Source organism: Paenibacillus sp. NPDC056579 (assembly GCF_042793215.1).
Lineage (GTDB): Bacteria > Bacillota > Bacilli > Paenibacillales > NBRC-103111 > Paenibacillus_S.
Genome location: NZ_JBHTVD010000011.1, coordinates 207,306 through 227,692 on the forward strand (window position 1 = coordinate 207,306; position 20,387 = coordinate 227,692).

Annotated in this window: 19 protein-coding genes; 1 reads left to right on the forward strand and 18 read right to left on the reverse strand. The window is 51.2% G+C overall.

The window, feature by feature from the left end:
- Positions 1-264 precede the first annotated feature (264 nt).
- From ACFQ88_RS31935 to cymR, 15 genes are all read right to left on the reverse strand, one after another.
- A complete protein-coding gene (locus ACFQ88_RS31935; protein ID WP_379460839.1) occupies positions 265-1,545 on the reverse strand; it encodes a peptidase U32 family protein in 1,281 nt (426 codons plus the stop codon).
- Positions 1,546-1,573: 28 nt separating this feature from the next.
- On the reverse strand, positions 1,574-2,509 hold the full coding sequence (locus ACFQ88_RS31940) for a peptidase U32 family protein (protein ID WP_379460841.1): 936 nt from the start codon (positions 2,507-2,509) through the stop codon (positions 1,574-1,576).
- 12 nt (positions 2,510-2,521) lie between these two features.
- Entirely contained in the window at positions 2,522-3,592 is a 1,071-nt protein-coding gene (mltG, locus tag ACFQ88_RS31945; RefSeq protein ID WP_379460843.1) for an endolytic transglycosylase MltG, read from the reverse strand.
- Positions 3,593-3,761: 169 nt separating this feature from the next.
- Entirely contained in the window at positions 3,762-4,061 is a 300-nt protein-coding gene (locus ACFQ88_RS31950; RefSeq protein ID WP_239633910.1) for a DUF1292 domain-containing protein, read from the reverse strand.
- A gap of 24 nt (positions 4,062-4,085) precedes the next feature.
- Complete coding sequence (locus ACFQ88_RS31955; RefSeq protein WP_239633909.1) at positions 4,086-4,394, reverse strand: DUF1292 domain-containing protein; 309 nt, start codon at positions 4,392-4,394, stop codon at positions 4,086-4,088.
- A gap of 5 nt (positions 4,395-4,399) precedes the next feature.
- Positions 4,400-4,819 (reverse strand): Holliday junction resolvase RuvX, encoded by a 420-nt coding sequence (gene ruvX / locus ACFQ88_RS31960; protein ID WP_239633908.1) that lies wholly within the window; start codon positions 4,817-4,819, stop codon positions 4,400-4,402.
- A 61-nt stretch (positions 4,820-4,880) separates the two neighbouring features.
- On the reverse strand, positions 4,881-5,144 hold the full coding sequence (locus ACFQ88_RS31965; RefSeq protein WP_028549809.1) for an IreB family regulatory phosphoprotein: 264 nt from the start codon (positions 5,142-5,144) through the stop codon (positions 4,881-4,883).
- Positions 5,145-5,271: 127 nt separating this feature from the next.
- Positions 5,272-7,899: an alanine--tRNA ligase gene (alaS, locus tag ACFQ88_RS31970; protein WP_379460846.1), complete on the reverse strand. Its 2,628-nt coding sequence runs from the start codon at positions 7,897-7,899 to the stop codon at positions 5,272-5,274.
- A gap of 417 nt (positions 7,900-8,316) precedes the next feature.
- Positions 8,317-8,613 carry a hypothetical protein gene (locus ACFQ88_RS31975; protein ID WP_379460848.1) on the reverse strand — a complete coding sequence of 99 codons (297 nt, stop codon included), beginning with the start codon at positions 8,611-8,613 and terminating at the stop codon, positions 8,317-8,319.
- Between the two features lie 42 nt (positions 8,614-8,655).
- Entirely contained in the window at positions 8,656-9,936 is a 1,281-nt protein-coding gene (locus ACFQ88_RS31980; protein WP_239635346.1) for an ArsB/NhaD family transporter, read from the reverse strand.
- Between the two features lie 203 nt (positions 9,937-10,139).
- Positions 10,140-11,210: an AI-2E family transporter gene (locus ACFQ88_RS31985; protein ID WP_239633905.1), complete on the reverse strand. Its 1,071-nt coding sequence runs from the start codon at positions 11,208-11,210 to the stop codon at positions 10,140-10,142.
- Between the two features lie 309 nt (positions 11,211-11,519).
- Entirely contained in the window at positions 11,520-11,717 is a 198-nt protein-coding gene (locus tag ACFQ88_RS31990; protein ID WP_239633904.1) for a hypothetical protein, read from the reverse strand.
- A 10-nt stretch (positions 11,718-11,727) separates the two neighbouring features.
- Positions 11,728-12,252, reverse strand: coding sequence for a PRC-barrel domain-containing protein (locus tag ACFQ88_RS31995; RefSeq protein ID WP_239633903.1), 525 nt, complete (start codon positions 12,250-12,252; stop codon positions 11,728-11,730).
- Between the two features lie 120 nt (positions 12,253-12,372).
- Positions 12,373-13,521 (reverse strand): cysteine desulfurase family protein, encoded by a 1,149-nt coding sequence (locus ACFQ88_RS32000; RefSeq protein ID WP_379460852.1) that lies wholly within the window; start codon positions 13,519-13,521, stop codon positions 12,373-12,375.
- Between the two features lie 15 nt (positions 13,522-13,536).
- The gene (cymR, locus tag ACFQ88_RS32005) at positions 13,537-13,956 is read right to left on the reverse strand and encodes a cysteine metabolism transcriptional regulator CymR (RefSeq protein WP_239633901.1); all 420 of its coding nucleotides are present in this window, start codon (positions 13,954-13,956) and stop codon (positions 13,537-13,539) included.
- 176 nt (positions 13,957-14,132) lie between these two features.
- Between cymR and mnmA the strand changes: the two genes are divergently transcribed.
- A complete protein-coding gene (mnmA, locus tag ACFQ88_RS32010; protein WP_239633900.1) occupies positions 14,133-15,218 on the forward strand; it encodes a tRNA 2-thiouridine(34) synthase MnmA in 1,086 nt (361 codons plus the stop codon).
- Between the two features lie 95 nt (positions 15,219-15,313).
- Here the strand turns inward: mnmA and ACFQ88_RS32015 are convergent, their stop codons facing one another.
- From ACFQ88_RS32015 to ACFQ88_RS32025, 3 genes are all read right to left on the reverse strand, one after another.
- Positions 15,314-16,780: an HD-GYP domain-containing protein gene (locus ACFQ88_RS32015; RefSeq protein ID WP_379460855.1), complete on the reverse strand. Its 1,467-nt coding sequence runs from the start codon at positions 16,778-16,780 to the stop codon at positions 15,314-15,316.
- 194 nt (positions 16,781-16,974) lie between these two features.
- Positions 16,975-18,315, reverse strand: coding sequence for a hemolysin family protein (locus tag ACFQ88_RS32020; RefSeq protein WP_379460948.1), 1,341 nt, complete (start codon positions 18,313-18,315; stop codon positions 16,975-16,977).
- Positions 18,316-18,904: 589 nt separating this feature from the next.
- Positions 18,905-20,227 (reverse strand): replication-associated recombination protein A, encoded by a 1,323-nt coding sequence (locus ACFQ88_RS32025; RefSeq protein ID WP_379460857.1) that lies wholly within the window; start codon positions 20,225-20,227, stop codon positions 18,905-18,907.
- Positions 20,228-20,387 lie beyond the last annotated feature (160 nt).

Here is a 20,387-nt window from a genome sequence, read left to right on the forward strand (position 1 = left end):
AAAAAATAGTTCCACCGCCTTAAAGGACGTCAGCTTGTCCTGTGAATCCATTTTTTTGCGCAACACGTAGGATGATATTCCTTTTTCCCAAATTTGTCCATGGGCCTTATGTCCCATCCCTCCCTTATCCTTCCCAATGGCACAATCTTTGACAATTAAAACCCCCGCCCCGAAATACAGCAAAAAACCCGTATCGCCGGGATACGGGTTCGTACTACAGGTTTAGTTGTGAAAGCTTGGATTAGCGCTGAACTCGCAGCGTAATCAGGCTTTCCCCATTTTTTTGCGCATCATGTCAAACGGCTTGAGCGGATGTTCAACCTTCAGCCGGACGATTTGCATCGGATGGCGCGCCGCGTCAAGCTCCTGGCCTGCCTCATCGTAAATGGCAGGAACGGTTTGCTTGAAGAACGAGCCCTTCGGACCGAAAAACTCCACTTCTTGTCCTGGCTTGAAGTGATTGCGCTGCTGAATTGTGGCCACTCCCGTGGATTCGTCATACGCCATAACCACACCGACGAAGTCGTAAGGCGCCGCTTTATCTTCCGGTTCGAAGATATGATCCTCATGCCCTGGCTCGTCGAAAAAGAAGCCGGTGTTCAGCGGACGGTTCGCCGCTTTTTGAATTTCATACAGCCATTCCGGCTTTAGCTCGTAATGCTCGGGATCCTCGAAGTAAGCGTCGATTGCCTGGCGATACGCATTTACGACGGTTGCGACATAATGGACGCTCTTCATTCGACCTTCGATTTTGAAGCTGTCCACACCGGAACGCACCAGCTCCGGCACGTGCTCGATCATGCACAAATCTTTGGAGCTCATGGAGAAGGCATGATCCTCCTCGTCAAACAACGGCAGCTCTTTGATGCCGTCCTGCCCGCCCTCCTCGGTAGTGAACAGGTCGTATTTCCAGCGACAGGACTGGCAGCAGCCTCCGCGGTTGGAGTCGCGGTCCGTAAAGTGGTTGGACAATACGCAGCGGCCGGAGTAGGAGCTGCACATGGCCCCGTGCACGAATACCTCGATCTCGACATTCACGTTCTTCTTGATATCCAAGATCTCTTGCATATTCGCTTCGCGTGCCAGCACGACACGTTCGGCCCCTTCTTCCTTCCAAAACTGCACGGCCTGCCAGTTCATCGTCGATTGCTGCGTGCTGACATGAATTTCCAGCTTCGGAGCTACGCGCTTGCACGTCTCGATAATAACCGGATCGGCAACGATAATGGCAGCAACGCCGGCATCCTGAATGCCGCGCAGGTAATTTTCGATCCCTTCGATATCTTCGTTATGAGCATAAATGTTGGTCGCAACAAACACTTTGGCGCCGTAGCGAGCCGCGAACTCTACGCCCTCGCGCATTTCTTCGAACGAAAAGTTGTCGGCATTGGAACGCAGACCGTACTGCTGCCCTCCGATATATACTGCATCGGCCCCGTAATGGACCGCAAATTTCAGCTTTTCCAGACTGCCTGCCGGCGCCAGCAGCTCCGGTTTTTCCAGACGGACTCGTTTGCCCAGTAGCTCATGCTGTATCATGGTCATATCAGTTTCCACCCCTTCGTAGTTATGATTAATAGACTTGTTCTTTATAGAAAAATCCGAACGACAGCTCGCGCCGCGGATCCTGCAGCTCGCGAATCGCGTCGATCCACTCATCCTGGAATTCATATTGCTCCGGATCGGCGAAATATGCGTCGATAGCCTTCCGGTAGCTCCGGATCACCGTAATATTGTATTCATGCGATTTCAACAGGCTCTCGATACGGAAGCTGTCAATGCCACCCGCCATCAGCTCGTGCAGGTCTTCCAGCATGCAAATATCGTCGGAGCTCATAATATGCGTCCCGTTAACATCCTCATATACGGGATAACGCTCGTCCTGCCGCTCCTGCTCGATCAGGAACAGCCCTTTTTCCAGACTTGTACCTTCTTCTTGGCTGTCGCGTCCCTGATGATCTTTATAATTCGTCAGCAAAGTCCGCTTGGAATGGTAAATATTCGTCATCCCGTGAACCTGGATCTCAACCTCCATTTCGGGCAGGTTTCGCTTGATTTCGAGCGTTTCTTCGAGATTCAGCTCACGGGCAAGAACGATGCGCGTAGAGCCCTTGGAGCCCCAATATTTCGCCGTCTCGTAGTTGGTCGAGGTCATCTCCGCATTCCAGTGCAGCGGCAATCCTTGTGCACCTGCTTGTCTCAGAGCTATTAGAACTCCCGGATCGCCGAATACCGCCGCATCTGCTTTCCACTCATGAATTTGCCGCAAATAAGCCGGCAACTCAGGCAGCAGATTATTATCCATAATTTTATTTACAATGACGTATACTTTGGCCCCGCGCTCATGAGCCCAGGGAATTAATGCGCCCAGTTCGTCCAGCGGGACTTCTCCCGGCAGACGCATGCCAAATCGGTGCTCTCCGACGGCTACCGCGTCCGCACCTGCCTCAATATAGCTGCGGGCTTCTTCCGCCGAGCCGGCTGTTACATACAGCTCCGGTTTCTTCATATGATTCTCTCCTTACTGATTCTTTTTGCTGGCCGCTATGTTTTGCTGATGCTGTTCGAACGTTTCGGCAAACAAATGGCCCTTGCTTCCGTCCTTCTTCGTTACATAAAACAAATATTTCGTATTCACAGGATAAATCGCCGCTTTGATCGAGGACAAGCTCGGGCTCGCTATCGGCCCTGGAGGGAGTCCTGCGTGCAAGTACGTATTATATGGACTTTCCAGCTGCAAGTCCTTCTCAAACAACCGTTCCTTCGGCTTGTCGAACAAATACTGTACCGTAGCGTCGATTTGCAGCGGCATCCCTTTTTGCAATCGATTATAGATTACGCCTGCCACCAGAGGGCGTTCCTCCTCCAGCACGACTTCACGTTCTATTAACGAAGCGATAGTCATCATCTGATGGAAGGTTTGGCCCCGCTCCGCCATTTGCTGCTGCCAATCGGCAGGAAGCAGAGCAAGCTTCTTGTCCAATTCCAGCATCATCCGGTCTATCATTTCGTCTACCGTAATGTCCTTGCTCCATTCATAGGTTTCCGGAAACAAGTAGCCTTCCAGCCGGTTGACCAGCTTCGATTCCGCCGCAGGAACTTGCGCGTACACCTTAGCGGTAAATCCGGTATTTTGCTGCACCGCAGTTAAAAATTGCGCAGCGTCCGTACCGAACTGCTGCTGCACCTTCTCCGCGATTTGTTTCACGGTGAAGCCTTCCGGAATGGTCAGCTTGATCCCCTGCTCCTTCACGGTCAATCCTTGATTAAGAGTATCGATAATAGCGTCAAGCGTGATGCCGGGACGCATCTCATATTCTCCGGCCTGAAATTTGTTGCCCTGGTTCTTGTATTTCAAATAATAGGAGAACATCTCGGCGCTGCGTATGATTCCCGCCTGCTGAAGATTGCGGGCGATTTGCTGCGATCCCGTACCCGGTGCGATAGTAACTTTTACCGGCTGATCGGACCCGGGCATAGGCTGAAGCATTTGCCTTGCGTACAATCCGAGAGATACTCCACCTGCTAGAACGACAATGATCACCGTTACCACGATGGCTTTCACTGCCGATAGCCGTCTTCCTGAATTCACGTGCCTCCCGAACTCCTTTACGGTATATTCCGCCAAGAACAACGATCCCATCCGCACCTTCGTGCTTACGATGCGGCCAGGGGTGCCAGAATCAGGCACTTTTCGGATAAACAACGAAAAAGAGCGGATGTCTCCGCTCAGCTCCGTAATGAACACAAATTGTAGTATACTACATTTCGTCTTGCGGGAACGTCATCTCATCATACAATTCGAATACGTTCTCCCACTCGTCGTCATCTTCTATCGTTTCCAGCTCAAGCTCTCCGTCAGTCGAAGTCACCCGAAACAGCTCGGGCTCCTCCTGCTTGCCTTGTGTCCGCTCCAGGACCGCATAGCCTTGGTCACCCAGCAGAAACTCGGCCAGAAGCTTATAAGCAACGGATTGTTCGCGGTCGTCATACAAAATAATATCATCTCCGTATGCGCTGCGCAACTGATTCGTCTCTTTCATATCTTTTAACTCGTACAAGGAACTGCCTCCTGTTGCTCTCGATTAGCGGGATTCCTCTTCATCGTCGGCGGCTTCGTCCATCAGCGTATTGAAGGTTTCTTCCACGATGTTCCACTCTTCCTCGTCGTCGATCGTATACAGCTGAAGATCGTCGCCATCTTCCTCGTAACGGAATGCGTACACTTCGTCGGACTCCTCGTCGGCATCGACAGGAACAACCATAATATATTTTTTCTCGGAGCCGTCTACTTCAAACCTGGCAACCACTTCAAATTCCTCTTCATTGCCATCATCATCCGGAATCACAATGATATCCAGCTCGTCTTCTTGCAGTTGTTCGTCTTTAGACATGCCAATCACCTCTTCGATTTGGAATCCATATAGCCTTGCAATATAAGCGCAGCCGCCATTTTATCTATGACTTGCTTGCGCTTTTTACGGCTGACATCGGCTTCGATCAAAGTACGCTGAGCCGAAGCGGTAGTCAGCCGCTCATCCCATAAATGAACGGGCATTTGTAATGCTTCTTGTAAAGATTGGGCAAATGCGATACAAATTTCTCCACGCGGTCCAATCGTGTTATTCATGTTCTTAGGAAGTCCGACAACCAACTCTTTGACATCGTATAAGCCAATAATCTCGCGAATCCGCGCCAAATCCCGCTCTTCCGTCGTGCGACGGATCACTTCAAGTCCTTGAGCAGTCCACCCCAGCTCGTCGCTGACGGCGATGCCGATTGTCTTATCCCCGTAGTCCAATCCCATTAATCGATCCATGCCATAAACTCCTGGGGTCTGTCGGGGGCGCTTGACGCGCCGCCCTCAACCTGTTAACCTGCTATGATTTATGCTGCTGCAAGTACGAGCGAACCAGCTCTTCGATAAGCTCATCGCGCTCACGTTTGCGAATAATGCTTCTTGCGTTGTTATGGCGGGGAATATAGGCCGGATCACCGGATAAAAGGTAGCCGACAATCTGGTTAATCGGATTGTAGCCTTTTTCCTGCAATGCGTCATACACCGCCAACATGACTTCTTTGGGAGATGTTTCGATCTCTTCCGCTTTAACGTTGAACTTCATCGTCTTATCCATCGAACTCATCCCAACACCCCCTTCGTAAATCATAGGCTAACAACAACTAATATCTTCTTATATTCGCTGTTTGTCGAATAATTCCTGTTGACACAGCAAATTTATTTAGAGGTTGTTCAAACCATGTCATTTCATGCTATACGGTAACACTCGCAACAAGCTGTTCGACTTGCTTCAACGCGTCCTGAAGCTTGGAAGCATCCTTGCCCCCGGCTTGAGCCATGTCCGGACGTCCTCCGCCGCTGCCGCCGACAACCGCCGCCGTTTCTTTGATCAGCTTACCGGCATGGTAGCCTTTGGCAACCAAGTCAGGCGTAACCGCAGCAACAAGATTCACCTTGCCTTCAGCTGCAGCTCCCAGCACGATGACCGCCGAAGCCAGCTGCGACTTCATCTGGTCTACGATGCCGCGAAGCGATTCCATATCGCCTGCGCTTACTACTGCCGCCAATACCGGAACTCCTTGCACCAGCTTCACTTGGTCGGTCAAGGAACCGGCTTCGATTTTGCCAAGCTTCGCTTTGAGCGATTCATTCTCTCTCGACAGCTCCTTCAGCTGGGCGAACAATCCGTCAATCCGTTTCGGAACGTCCTGAATGTTCGACTTGAGCAAGCCTGCAGCATCACGCAGCAATTGTAGCTGCTGATCCAAATATTCGTAAGCATGGCGTCCGGATACCGCTTCAATCCGGCGTACGCCGGAACCGATACCGGATTCGCTGACGATCTTGAACAAGCCGATCTGGCTGGTGTTGCCTACGTGGCAGCCGCCGCACAGCTCGAGGCTGTAATCTCCTACCTGGACGACACGGACGATATCGCCGTATTTTTCGCCGAAGAGCGCCATGGCTCCCATCGCTTTGGCTTCGGCGATCGGCTTCAAGGAAATGGTGAGAGCGGTGCTCTTCCAAATTTGACGGTTAACACGCTGCTCGATCTCTTGAAGCTCTTCTGCACTGATGCTGCCGAAATGCGAGAAGTCGAAGCGCAGCCGTTCCGGGGCAACCAGCGATCCGGCCTGATTTACGTGCTCGCCCAGCACTTCCTTCAGTGCTTTGTGCAGCAGGTGAGTGGCCGTATGGTTCTTGATGATGTCGTCACGCAGCTCATCGTTAACTTGGGCTTGAACAGCTTCGCCCTTGCGCAGAACTCCGGATTCGACAACAACCGTATGCACATGCTGCCCGTGAGGCGCTTTGCCCACGTCCTCCACTTTCAGCACCAAATCGCCGGAAGTGATGACGCCATGGTCGCTAACCTGACCGCCGCTTTCTGCATAGAAAGGCGTCCGGTCGAGAATGACCTGGCACGTTTCGCCTACGCCGACCAGATCGACGAACTGGTTCTCATGGACGATGGCGATAACTTTAGCAGTTGTTACCAATTCATTATATCCAACAAATTCGGTTTTAACCGTGAAATCAGCTAAAGGTCCGCCTTGTACCTTCATACTGTCGGCATCCTGACGCGCCGCTCTCGCCCGGTCACGCTGCTCCTGCATCGCGCGGTCGAAGCCTTCTCTGTCGACGGTCATCCCTTTCTCAGCGGCGAAGTCCTCGGTCAAATCGAACGGAAATCCATACGTATCGTACAATTTGAAAGCGTCAGGGCCGCTGATTTGAGTGGAGCCCTCTTTGCGAGCCTTCTCCGTCATATCGGCCAAAATATTCAATCCGTCCGACAGCGTCTCGTGGAAGCGTTCTTCTTCCGTACGGATTACTTTCTCGATAAACTCGCGCTTAGCAACGACTTCAGGGTAGTAAACTCCCATGATTTCGCCGACGATAGGCGTCAGCGTATACAGGAACGGCTTGTCCATACCCAATACTTTGCCGTAACGTACGGCACGGCGGAGCAGGCGGCGAATAATGTAGCCGCGGCCTTCGTTGGAAGGAAGCACGCCGTCGCCTACGGAGAATACGACCGTACGGATATGGTCGGCAATGACCTTGAGAGCCACGTCATGTTCTTCGTTATCATGATATTTGACTCCGGCAAGCTGGCACGTCTGCTGGATGATCGGCTGGAACAAGTCCGTATCGAAGTTGGAATCCACGTTCTGCAATACGCTGGCGAAGCGCTCGAGGCCTGCGCCCGTATCGATGTTTTTGTTAGGAAGCGGCGTATAGCTGCCGTCTTTGTTATGGTTGAACTGCGAGAATACGAGGTTCCAAACTTCGAGGAAGCGCTCGTTTTCGCCGCCAGGCCAGCATTCCGGATCGTTCAGATCGCCATAGGCATCGCCGCGGTCGTAAAAAATTTCCGTACAAGGTCCGCATGGGCCTTCGCCGATATCCCAGAAGTTGTCCTGCAGCTTGTAAATGCGCTCTTCCGGAATGCCGATTTTTTTGTTCCAGAACTCGTAGGCTTCCGTGTCTTCCGGATAGACGGTAACGGACAGCAGGTTCGGATCCAGGGCGAGCCATTCTTTGCCCGTCAGGAATTCCCAAGCCCAGGTGATAACTTCCTCCTTGAAGTAATCTCCGATGGAGAAGTTGCCCAGCATCTCGAAGAACGTGTGGTGGCGGCGAGTCTTGCCGACGTTCTCGATATCGTTGGTACGGATACACTTCTGGGAGTTGGCAATCCGCGGATTGTCAGGCACGACGCGGCCGTCAAAATACGGCTTCAGCGGGGCCATCCCTGCATTGATCCACAAGAGCGACGGGTCGTTGTGAGGCACAAGCGGTGCGCTTGGCTCGATCTTGTGACCTTTGCTTTCAAAAAATGTTAACCATTTGGAACGTATTTCGCTGGCTTTCATGAATGTTGACCTCCTACAGAATCTATCTTGTATGTGCAAAAATAAAAAATCGCCCCTGCTAACAGGGACGAATTGATCGCGGTACCACCCTGGTTACTGTACAGACGCTCGCATACAAGATCTTCCGAGCGCATGATTAAGCTGCACAATCTCCTTGTCAGACGTATAACGGGTCCATCCGGCGGATTTGTTCCGCACTCCGAAATGAGCTTTCAGCCATCCTTCACAATAAGGCTCTCTCAGCTGGCCTTATGCTTCTGCAGCATGAAGGGCCAGAACCTTTTCTCTGGATTATGGTCTATGGCTTACTGAATTTCATCAACGCTTTGGATTATTACATTATGACTATATTAAGGAAATTATATACGTTTCACAATAGCACTGTCAACTGAGCGGATGCCTTGGATAAGCCTGATTTTACCGCTTGTTCTCCGCTTCCCACGATACCGATTCGAGCAGGCGGTGCTTGAACAGCGCCAGGATGAAATCCGTGTAATAATCGTTTCGGATGATCCATTGATAGTCCTGATTGCGGTGCGGATAATACAACACGTCGGTATGCACCTCGTTGCGGTCGAAATAGTCCCGGATCAGCCGAAATCGCTGGACGACGGAATCGTCGGGTTCGTTTAACTTAAATCGTATTTCTATATCTTTGTCGTGCCGGTTCTCCGTTATCGTATAACGTTCCTTGTCATATATATATTTCAGCATGGTAACAGCCTCCCCTGTTCATCCGTCTTGCTTGGCGAGCTTTTACATCAAATAGCGCACATAAATATAAATGTTGGCGATTACGATTGACAATATCATGAGCGGAAATCCGACTTTAAAATAGCTCATGAATGAAATCGGATGGCCTTCCCTTCCCGAAATTCCCGCCACAATCAGGTTGGCGCTCGCTCCGATCAATGACCCGTTGCCGCCTAGGCACGCACCAAGAGCCAGGCTCCACCATAGAGGCTCCAGGTTGTTTACGCCCATCGTGCCCATTTCCTGAATGAGCGGAATCATCGTGGCGACGAACGGAATGTTATCGAGAAAAGCCGATGCAATGGCACTGAGCCATAGGATCAAAACGGCCGATTTGGCCACGTCTCCCCCGGTGATCCCAACGGCATAGTCCGCTAAGGCGGCAATGACTTCGGTCTCTACAAGACCGGATACGAGCACGAACAGCCCTACAAAGAAAAAGATGGTCGTCCATTCCACCCTGTGGAACGCTTCCTCCAGGAAATGCTCCCCTGTCAACAGAAGCAGTAAAAATGCGCCGGCCAATGCAACGGTAGCCGATTCCAGATGGACGACTTGATGAATGAAGAAGCCGAATATCGTCAGACCCATGACGGTGATGCATTTTTTCAACAGAACCGGGTCTTTGATCTCCTCTTTCTCATCCATATCCATAATACCTTGGCGCAGCTCTTCCGTTGTCTGTATTTGCTTGCGGTATATAAGCACGAAGAACGGAAGGGTCAGGAACAGGATGAGAAACGAAATGAAGCTCAAGTTATTGATGAACGCCATGAACGTCAGCTCCTTCACCGCACTGCCGATCATAATGTTCGGAGGATCGCCGATCAGCGTCGCTGTGCCGCCGATATTCGAAGCCATAATCTGCGATATGAAGAAAGGAATCGGCGTTACGCGCAATTGCCGCGTGATGCTTAACGTTACGGGTACCATGAGCAGAACGGTCGTGACGTTGTCCAGAAATGCCGATCCAAAAGCGGTGACGACGCCGAGTACGATAAGAATTTTGGTCGGATGGCCTCCGACCTTTTTGGCAGCCCATACCGCAATATACTTGAATAACCCGGTCTCCGCCGTGATGCCGACGATGATCATCATTCCGATCAACAAACCGAGCGTATTGAAATCGATATGATGCACCGCCGTCTCCTGGCTGACTATACCGAGCCCAACCATCAGCAATCCGCCGATCATCGCTACGATGGTCCGGTGAATTTTCTCGGCGATAATAAGTCCGTAAATAACAAGAAAAATGGCAATGGCAATCCAAGCTTGCTGATCCAGTGTGATCTCCTCCTATGTATCGCTCATGAGTGCGCATGATGCCTGAAAAATGCAAAAAAGAGCCCTTGTTGACAGGCTCCTCCGAATTTAACGCAATTATTCATTTGTTCCGCTCGATTTTCAGGCGCTGTTCGTATTATACGGCAAAACCTTAGGGGGTTTCAATAGTTTATTGAAGGAGAGATGTCCTCGCGATTCGCTCCTCAAGTCGTTCTGCGGTGGACATAGTACATCAAGATGTGCTGCAGAATCACCTTCATTACGGCGAAGAAGGGCACTGCAAGAATCAATCCGACCACGCCGGCCAGCTCTCCGCCTACCAGCAGCGCGAATATAATCAGCAGCGGGTGCATCTTGAGCGATCTGCCTACCACTTGAGGGGAGATGACGTTGCCTTCGAGAATTTGACAGGCTGTATTTACGATAGCAACCATCAGCACCATTTTGAGCGAGATGGTCGAAGCCATGATGATGGCCGGCGCTGCGCCGAAAAAAGGCCCCAAATACGGAATGATGTTGAAGATGGCGACTAAGCAGGCGAGCAGCAGCGCATAGGGCATGCCGATCATCCAATACCCAAGGTACGCGAGCAGCCCGATGATCATACAGACGATGAATTGACCGCGTATGTAATTGCCAAGCGCCGTATCCATATCCACGAGCAGCGTAATGATCTGCTTGCGTTTCGCTTTAGGGACGATGGCAAGGACCGTTTTCTCGATCAGCTGATAATCCTTCAGGATATAGAATGCCAAGAACGGAATGATGAAAGCGATAAACAGCATATTGATTGTGCTTCCAATACCGTCGATATATTTGGAGATGGCTAGTGAAACTCCATTTTCCAGCTTCGCAAGCGATTGATTGATCCCGGTACGGACGCTGTCCGGCAAAAACTGGACGCTGTTCATGCCGTCCACGATCCCCTGCGCCTTCATGGCGAGCTGCGGGAGATGATTGTTGAGCTGGGACAGCTGCGACATGAACATCGGAATGACATTCATAAGCACTACGGTTGTCGAGAGGATGAAGACGGCGTATATCAACAGTACGGCCACGGTTCGCGGCACCTTGCGGGCATTCAATAAGGACACGACCGGATTCAGCACATAAGAGATGATCATGGCGATAATAAACGGAGCCAATATTTCCTTGAGAAACAGAAACAGCGCGGTGATTATCGGCTTGATTTGCAGCAGAAAAAACAGAATGAGCAAGCTCAGCAACGTATAAATAAGGACGGAAAAAAATCGGCTTTTGTAAAATCGGTCCAACGGTATCACCACCTATACTGCAAAATCGCTGTCACCCTTACAGTATATGTACAACCCTTCTATCTTAATCCTGTGTACCCACTTTTGCATCAATCACGCATAGTTTGGATGCAGCAGAATAAACTGGAAAGTGTGCGGACGATCCAATGGACCTCCTATTGTGAAACGGTATATAGATATGCCGATAATAATAGATTGCTTGCAGTTGACGGCTGTTTCAGGTACAACTAAAAAAAGCACCGGATCATTCGCCGTGGCTGGCGGTAGATGCCGATGCTTCATTTCATCGATCTGCTTTGTTATGCTGTATCAGTTGGCATGAACTTGCGTAATTTCCTCTTCGAAGAACAAATCGTCAAGAGAGCTGAGCGTTCCGTCCTCTTCTACTTGGAAGACGGACATTTTCTCGCCGTTTACCGTAAGTTCAATAAAGCATCCCCAGCAATAGAATTGATGGGAGCCGATTTTGCCGATATCTTTGGAATTGCAATTTGGACAACGCAGCATTTGAATCACCCTATTCTTCTTCAATTGGTATAAAGCTTTCCTCCAATGTATCATTGCAATGAACAGGTACGATAATCGCATCTTTGCCTACAGTCACCTTTTCAGGTAAAGGAAGCCATTTGCGCCCTTCTTTAAGGTCCGAAATAAAGCCTTCCGTCAGTTCGTAGCCTATTACCTTTTTACCCTTATTCTGGTCTAAATAAACGTCGTCGACGATACCCAGCTGCTGTCCGTTAACCGTTAGTACGGGCATTCCTTTCAGCTTCCGGTCTCCATTACAAAGCGATGTATAACCCGGATTGTCCTCGAGCGGGCAGAGCACTTCTTCGTCTTCAATCGTAATCGCGTCATCGCCCAGGGCGATGACATCCTTCCACTTAATGCAGCTCGGCGTGGCGAACCAATGCTTCGTTTCCAGAAGTACTGCTTCCACCTGCCAGCCCTCACCCAGCAAAATATCCTTGGCGGTGCCCAGCTGCTTGCCGGATTGTACGCAAAATATCGGCAGTCCGATTACATCACGCGCTCTTTTCAATGGAGACTTCCTCCTGCAGCAGCATGTTAATTAAACATTTGATTACCATCGGATGTCGTGAACCCTGTCACGGCGGCTGCCGCGTAATCGCAGGGGTCATAACGAAGAGGATCGCCTATACTAGATATTACGTACACGGCCCACAATGGTTGCAATGATTGCTGCAGCCTCTTCAATATGTTCCAACGTATTGCCGATGCCGAAGCTGAAGCGTATGGCCGATGTCGTCAGCGCATCGGGAAGCTGCATGGCCTTGAGAACATGGGACACCTCGAGCGAGCCGGACGTGCATGCCGATCCGCTTGCCGCTGCGATGCCTTCCAAGTCCAAGTTCATGAGCATCGTCTCGGTAGAAACGCCCGGGAAGCTGATGTTCAAAATATGCGGCAGCCGTTCATCGGGATGACCGTTCACCACTGCCTGTTCCGGACCGAGCAGCTGATGAAGCTTCGCCACCATCGCATTACGTAGTTTTTCCAAGTTTTGTTGCTTTTCATACCTGTCGCGACTCAAAATTTGCACAGCCTTCGCAAACCCGGCGGCGGAAGCAACATTCTCCGTTCCCGGTCTCCGTTTGCGTTCCTGATTTCCCCCGTACAGCATGGGCTCCATCTTGGCTTGCTTCGCTATATAAAGCGCACCGATCCCTTTGGGACCATTGATTTTGTGCGCGGAAAAGCTCATGAAATCCACCGGCATTCGGCTCAAGTCCATAGGAATCATCCCGAGCGCTTGAACGGCGTCAACGTGAAAAGCAATTCCGCGGGATCGGGCTATCGTGCCGATTTCTTGAATCGGTTGTATCGTTCCAACCTCATTGTTGCCATACATAATACTGATTAATATGGTGTCCGGACGAATCGCAGCTTCGATATCGGATACGCGAACACGGCCTGTGCTGTCCACAGGAACGTAAGTAACCTCGAAGCCTTGTGATTCCAAATGCTCGCAGGCATGAAGCACCGCATGGTGCTCCGCCTGCGAAGTAATGATGTGTTTGCCTAAGGATTGTCGAGCGGCAGCCGCACCGAATAGCGCCAGATTGTCGCTTTCCGTTCCGCCGCTCGTAAAGAGTAATTGGGAAGGCGCGCAGCCGATAAAAGAAGCCAGCGTATCTCTGGATTGATTGAGTACCGCGCGAGCTTCTCTTCCTGCGCTGTGTGTGCTGGAGGCGTTCCCGAAATTTTGTGTGAAATGGGGCAGAATGGCTTCTACGACTTCCGGATGAACCGGAGTTGTAGCCGCATGGTCGAAATAAATGTACGTCATAGTGAACCTGCAATCTTATATGTAGAACATATAGTTGTCGTTTTGTCCTTCATCCTTAAAGGTGATCAGGTCGTTCAGCGTCGTCGAATCAAGAACTTGAGCGATGCCGTCGCGAATGCGAACCCACAGATCGCGCTTAGCAGGATCGTCTTCTTCCGTAAAATCAACCGGGCTGATCGGCCCTTCCAGTACCCGAATCACATCGCCGGCAGAAATATCCTCCGCCGTCTTCGATAGTATGTATCCCCCGTAAGCTCCTCGAATACTTTTGACCAGACCTGCGTTTCGAAGCGGAGCGACCAATTGTTCCAAGTAATGCTCGGAAAGCTGATGCTTTTCTGCAATACTTTTTAGAGAGGTGGGGCCTTCGCCGTATCTGGTTGCCAGCTCCATCATGATGGTTAGTCCATATCGCCCTTTAGTAGAAATCTTCAAATAGAGCACCTCATTTACATTTCATACATTTTGGTATCTTTTTTATCGTAACATAAAACCTTCTTTTATGGGAGAAAAACCGTGACATATTCATGAAATATTTTATAATTGCTTAAAACTATGTATAATACTATTTAGACAACGGTCGAAACAAGCTGTAAAGTGAGGGTACACAGATGAACAATAAAACACGTGTCGTCCTCGGAATGTCCGGCGGAGTGGATTCTTCCGTCTCCGCGCTTCTATTAAAGGAGCAGGGCTACGAGGTTATCGGCGTTTTCATGAAAAACTGGGATGATACCGACGAATTCGGACATTGCACCGCAGAAGAGGATGCGGAAGACGTACGCCGGGTGTGCGACCAAATCGGTATTCCCTATTATACGGTAAATTTTGAGAAACAATACATGGATAAGGTGTTTCAATACTTTTTGGACGAGTACCGCAAAGGCCGCACGCCCAATCCCGATGTCATGTGCAACCGCGAGATCAAGTTCGGCGAATTTTTGCAAAAAGCGCTTGAGCTTGGCGCGGATTATATCGCAACAGGCCATTATGCGCGAGTGGAGCAACAGGACGGCGTATACCGCCTGCTGCGCGGCGTCGACAACAACAAGGATCAAACGTATTTCCTGAATGCGCTGAATCAATACCAGCTGTCGAAGGCGATGTTCCCAATCGGACACCTGCCTAAGCCTGAAGTGAGAGCCATTGCCGAAAAGGCCGGTCTGTACACGGCTAAGAAAAAAGACAGCACCGGCGTTTGCTTCATCGGCGAACGCAACTTCAAAGAGTTTCTGAGCGGCTATTTGCCTGCTAAACCCGGGGATATGGTCACGCTCGATGGCGAAGTGAAAGGCCGTCATGACGGACTGATGTACTATACCCTCGGACAACGGCAAGGGCTGGGCATCGGCGGCTCCGGCACCGGCGAGCCTTGGTTTGTTGCAGGCAAGGATCTCGAGAGCAACGTTCTGTATGTGGTTCAAGGGGAAAAGCACCCGAGTCTGTATTCGAAAGGATTGCGGGCTACCGATCTGAACTGGATCAGCGGCAAGCTGCCCGAAGCGCCGATCCGCTGTACAGCCAAATTCCGGTATCGCCAGCCGGATCAAGGCGTGACGCTGGCATTCGGTCCGAACGGTACCGTCGAAGTAACGTTCGACCAGCCGCAAAAAGCGATAACACCCGGCCAATCGGTCGTATTCTATGACGGCGACAGCTGTCTTGGCGGCGCGACGATAGACGAGCTGCTGCGGTGAGGATATTGGCTAAATAAAGATCCGAGTGACAATCGGAAGCATATTGATTGCTGAAAAAAACAAATCCGTCCTTAACCGGGACGGATTTGTTGCATTTAGGACGGGATGCGCTCCGAAGTGCCGGATTGCAGTGCGAGGCCCGGATACACTCCTCCTACAACGAAGGAAGGATACTGGTACACTTGCGGATCGCGCTCGCATACACGGACCCATGCCTCAACACACTCAGGGTCGAAATGAGACCCTGAGTTGTCAATGAGCAGCTGAATCGCTTGGTCGTGCGACCAAGCCTGACGATAAGCACGGTTGGACGTCAGAGCGTCGTATACGTCTGCTACGGCTACGATCCTGGCCAGTAGCGGGATCTGCTCTCCCTTCAGCCGGTCGGGATAGCCTGTGCCGTCCCATTTTTCATGATGCGATCGAATGATGGCGAGCTCCTCTCTCATAATGCCAAGCATGCGGCACATTTCATAACCTTTGACCGGATGGGCTTCAATGATAACCCTCTCCTCCTCCGTTAGTCGTCCCGGCTTGTTCAGAATGGAATCGGGAATGTTGATTTTGCCGACGTCATGGACAATCGAGCCTTGGGACAGCACTCGCAGCTGCTCCGGAGGCAGCTTCATCTCTTCCGCGAGCCTCATCGCATACATCGTGACTCTGAAGTTATGCCCTGCCGTGTAGGTATCCTTGGCTTCGGTAGCAAGAATCAGCGTCTTCACGCTCGGGGAGAGACAGCTTGTAATCCGTTCAACCGGATCGTTGGTGAACAAGGATTTCATGGCCATGGCAAGCGAAGGATTCGCTGCGTACTGCTTCACCAAGCCGGACAGCATGACAATCATAGAACCGAGCAGCAGGAAGTGGTACAGCCACCAGCTGGTTCTCCAGCTCTCGCCTGCTACCATAATATATTGTGCTACCATAAGCCAGCAGCAGCTGTAGATGATTGCTTTTTGCAGGGGAAACCGGGAAAAGCGGTACGATTGATAATAGCGGTATATGGTAAGCAGATTCAGGAAAATGACGAATAATGTGATGGCTCCGTTTATCGGATATTGATCCAGAGGGATCAGGTCAAGAAGATGAGGATGAAGAAGTCCGGCAATGCCGATCCCGCCTATAAAGATCGTCCATACCGGAATCAAACCCCCTCTCATTCCCGACAATTTCGTTATGAAAGCCGAGTCGGAGGACAATGAAGACAGCCAGAGCCAGAACGACGCCAGCAGGGTGCTGGACTGGGCGGCGACTCCGGGCAAATGCGAGGAATGAATAAGAAAATTCGGTGTGGAGAGTCCATGTACCGTAAATGTTTCGGCTAATGAGATGAACGATAGCGACAGGAAGCTTACTTTGATGTTACGGACACGGCTGCCCGAGATGCCTACCGCGATCGCAACCAAAGTAGCCAATAAAGCGACGGAGCTGACGATATAAAAGTGGCCTCTGGGTACAAAGAACCTAACGTCCAGTGCAGGATTCGCCTTCAAGTATTCAAACAGCAGAAAAGGGACCAAAACAGCGGACACCGGGCCTAGAAGATCGCGAATTTTCATAAAAACAAGGTCTCCTTCGACAACAAAATACGGTATAATTAGGTATTTAGTCTCTTACTTCATCAGTTTATCATAAAATGGAAACCAGCAATATCCATCGTTTAAGATTTTATTAATGATTGTGTCGATTTTAGCGCACCACAGCAAAAAAGCGGGTTTTCACCCGCTGAGCTTGTTGAGAATTAGTTGGGTGCTCACAGACTAAAATTTGTCTGCTCCGCTTGAGGCCTCTCGTTGCCTCGTTTTTTCACGACGATTCTGGAAATCCGCAGCTGGTCCGTCTCCTCGATAACAAACTCAATTTGTTCGTTATATAGAATTCGCTGGTTTTTCTTCGGCGGAATTTCCACCTGAGAATAGACCCAGCCTCCAATCGTATCATAATCGTCTGATTCGATCTCGAGCCCGAAATAGCTGTTCACCTCTTCAATAAGCAGCCTGCCGTCGATGGAGTGGGTTTCGTCATCCCTTCTCTCGATCCTGGGACGTTCCTCGTCGAACTCGTCTTGAATCTCTCCGACAATCTCTTCAATTATGTCCTCGAATGTAACCAGCCCGGAAGTGCCTCCGTATTCGTCTATGAGGAGGGCCATCTGGTGCTTCTTTTTTTGCATCAGCTTTAGCAGTGCGCTGATTTGCATCGATTCGGGCACTTTCGTTATGGGGCGAACGATGCTTTTTATATGATCCACTCCAGAGTCGGACTTCAGCAAATCTTTGATATGGACGAAGCCGATGATATTATCTTTATCCGGATCGCAGACTGGATAGCGCGTGTGCATTTCCGTGACCGCGATCAGCCGGTTTTGTTCGTAGGATAAGTGGGAGTATAGGCACACCATTTCGGTTCTTGGAATCATGATTTCGCGTGCGTTCGTCTCGGCGAAGTCAAAGATGTTGTCGACCAGAGCGAGCTCCGTATTGTCTATCAGGCCGCTTTTGTTGCTTTCTTTCATAAGCAGACGGATTTCATCCTCGGTGTGTGCTGTAGAATGTTCCTCGGACGGCTCTATCCCCGCCTTGCGAAGCATCCAGTTCGAGGTTCCGTTCAAAAACCAGATTAATGGGAATGTCAATTTGTAAAATACAATCAAGGGGCCGGCCGACAACAGCGTTACCCGCTCCGACATGCGAATCGCGTAGGTTTTCGGAAACTGCTCGCCGAGCGTGATGTGGAATGTCGTTATGATGGTAAAAGCGATGATGAAGGAGATGGTGTGAATGACCGCAGGGGAAAGCTGCAGCGGACGCAGTACCTGCTCCAGAACGTTGGCGATGGCCGGTTCACCGAGCCAGCCAAGGCCCAGAGAGGCGAATGTAATGCCCAGCTGGCATGCCGATAAATACCCGTTCATATTGCCCATGATCGTCTTGGCAAACCGTGCGTTCCGGTGCCCTTCCTGAGCCAGCGAGTCAATCCGGCTGTTGCGGACCTTAACCATGGCAAACTCGGCGGCTACGAAAAAACCGTTAAGCAGCACCAGCAGCAAGACGAGGCTGAAGTTCCATATCGTCGGTAAAGGGTCACTATCGATCAATATGCTTCCCTATTCCCCTCGCGTGAGGCGAACAGGTACACCTCCCTTAGGTTTAATAATGTAAATGATATATTAATACACTATACATCCGCATGGTGCGCTATGCCCAAAAACACCAGAAAGCTTGCACTAAAATGGAAAAATCGGCGTATGGGATAGATCGGACAAGAGATCCGTTATTTCCTGCTTTGACCATCCAAAAACACACTGATCGGACAGCGAATCCGTTATTGCTTGTTTTTTTGGGCATTTGGACCGAATTTTGGCGTAATAACGGATCGACGGTCCGATCGCTATCCATATTGTCGCGTTTTTGCCGAAATAACGGAACCAATGTCCGATCAATGATCTTTACCCGGCTTTTACGTGCCACGATATGGAACTAGGATCGATATTCAACGCAGCAAAATCAAGAAGCACGCAAATCATAGCGCTTAACTGGCCTCAAGTGCTTCAGTACGATCCAGAATCGGTGCACAACACGGCATGAAAGGCAGAGCGTTGATCATCTCTCTTTGTCGGCATTAAGTGCCGCAGCACGGAACCAGGAACGTTGTTTGACGCATGAAAAAAAACAACGCGCCGATCATCGATCTGCGCGCCGCCCTTTTCTTCGCCGTTCCTGGTTTTGCCTGATTTTATCTTCCATGCCTTGCTGCGTCGCTTCGTAAAAATGATGCCCGTCGAGCGGCTTAGGCAAATACTGCTGATCGACGTAATGGCCCGGATAATTGTGCGGGTATTGATACCCGACATGGCCGAGCTTCTCCGCTCCCTTGTAATGCGCGTCACGCAGATGCAGCGGCACCTCTGCTGCTCCGATCGCATCGAACGCATCCATGATTTTGCCGATTGCGACGGGGATAGCGTTCGATTTGGGGCTTTCTACAGCGAACAGGATCGCCTGGGCGATGACGTACTTCGATTCCGGCCAGCCGATCTTGTGATAGGCGTCCATGGCGGATACCGCCTGGACCATCGCTTGCGGATTGGCCATGCCGATGTCTTCGCTCGAGGCGACGATCAACCGCCGCAGGAAGGTCATGGGATCCATGCCGAGCTTCTCGACGGCATAGAGGAACCAGAACAGCGCGGCGTCGCTGGAGCCGCGCACGCTCTTGTGGAAGGCCGACAAGACGTCGTACTGCGTCGACTCGTCGGCCTTCACGGTGCGTCGCCGAATCGACTCTTCGGCGACGGCAAGCGTCACGCGCACCATGCCGCCGGCATCCGGCGGCGTGGTTAGCGCGGCAAGCTCGAGCGCATTGAGCGCACGGCGGATATCTCCGCCGGCCATGCGCGCGATATGCGCGAGCGCCTCCTCGTCGGCCTCGACGGGCAGCTGCCCGAGGCCGCGGTCGCTGTCGGCGAGAGCGCGGCGCAGCGCCGCGAGCGAGTGCTCCTGCGTCAGCGCGTGCAGCTCAAAAAGCGTGGAACGCGACAGAAGCGCCCCGTTCACGTGGTGGAACGGGTTCTCGGTCGTCGCGCCGATGAAAATGATGATGCCCTGCTCCACGGCAGGGAGCAGCGCATCCTGACGCGACGTGTTGAAGCGGTGCACCTCGTCGAGAAACAAGATCGTCTTGCGGCCGTAAAGCGCCTTGTTGTTCTTGGCCTGCTCGATTACGTCCCGAACGTCCTTGACCGAGGCGTCGACCGCGTTAAGCTTGACGAAATCTCCCTGCGTAGCGCGGGAAATAATGTTCGCCAGCGTCGTTTTCCCTGTGCCCGGAGGTCCGTACAGCAATATCGACGTGACCTGATCGGCTTCGATAGCCCGGCGCAGCAGCTTGCCGGGGCCTACGATGTGCTCCTGGCCTATATATTCACTCAATGTCAACGGACGCATCCGATCCGCCAGCAGCTTGCCCTGCCGGCTCTCTTCAGCCGCAAATGAGAACAAATCCATTCTATCACTACCTTTTACGGAAATAGAGCTGCTAGTTTCTATCGTGTATGGTCTATTATATCGGATGCGGCCGGATTTACAAAGACAACCGGCGGGAAGCTCGCAGAATTACGAGTCTAGGCAAGGCAGATGGAGCAGATATTCCTTTTTCACGGTTGTT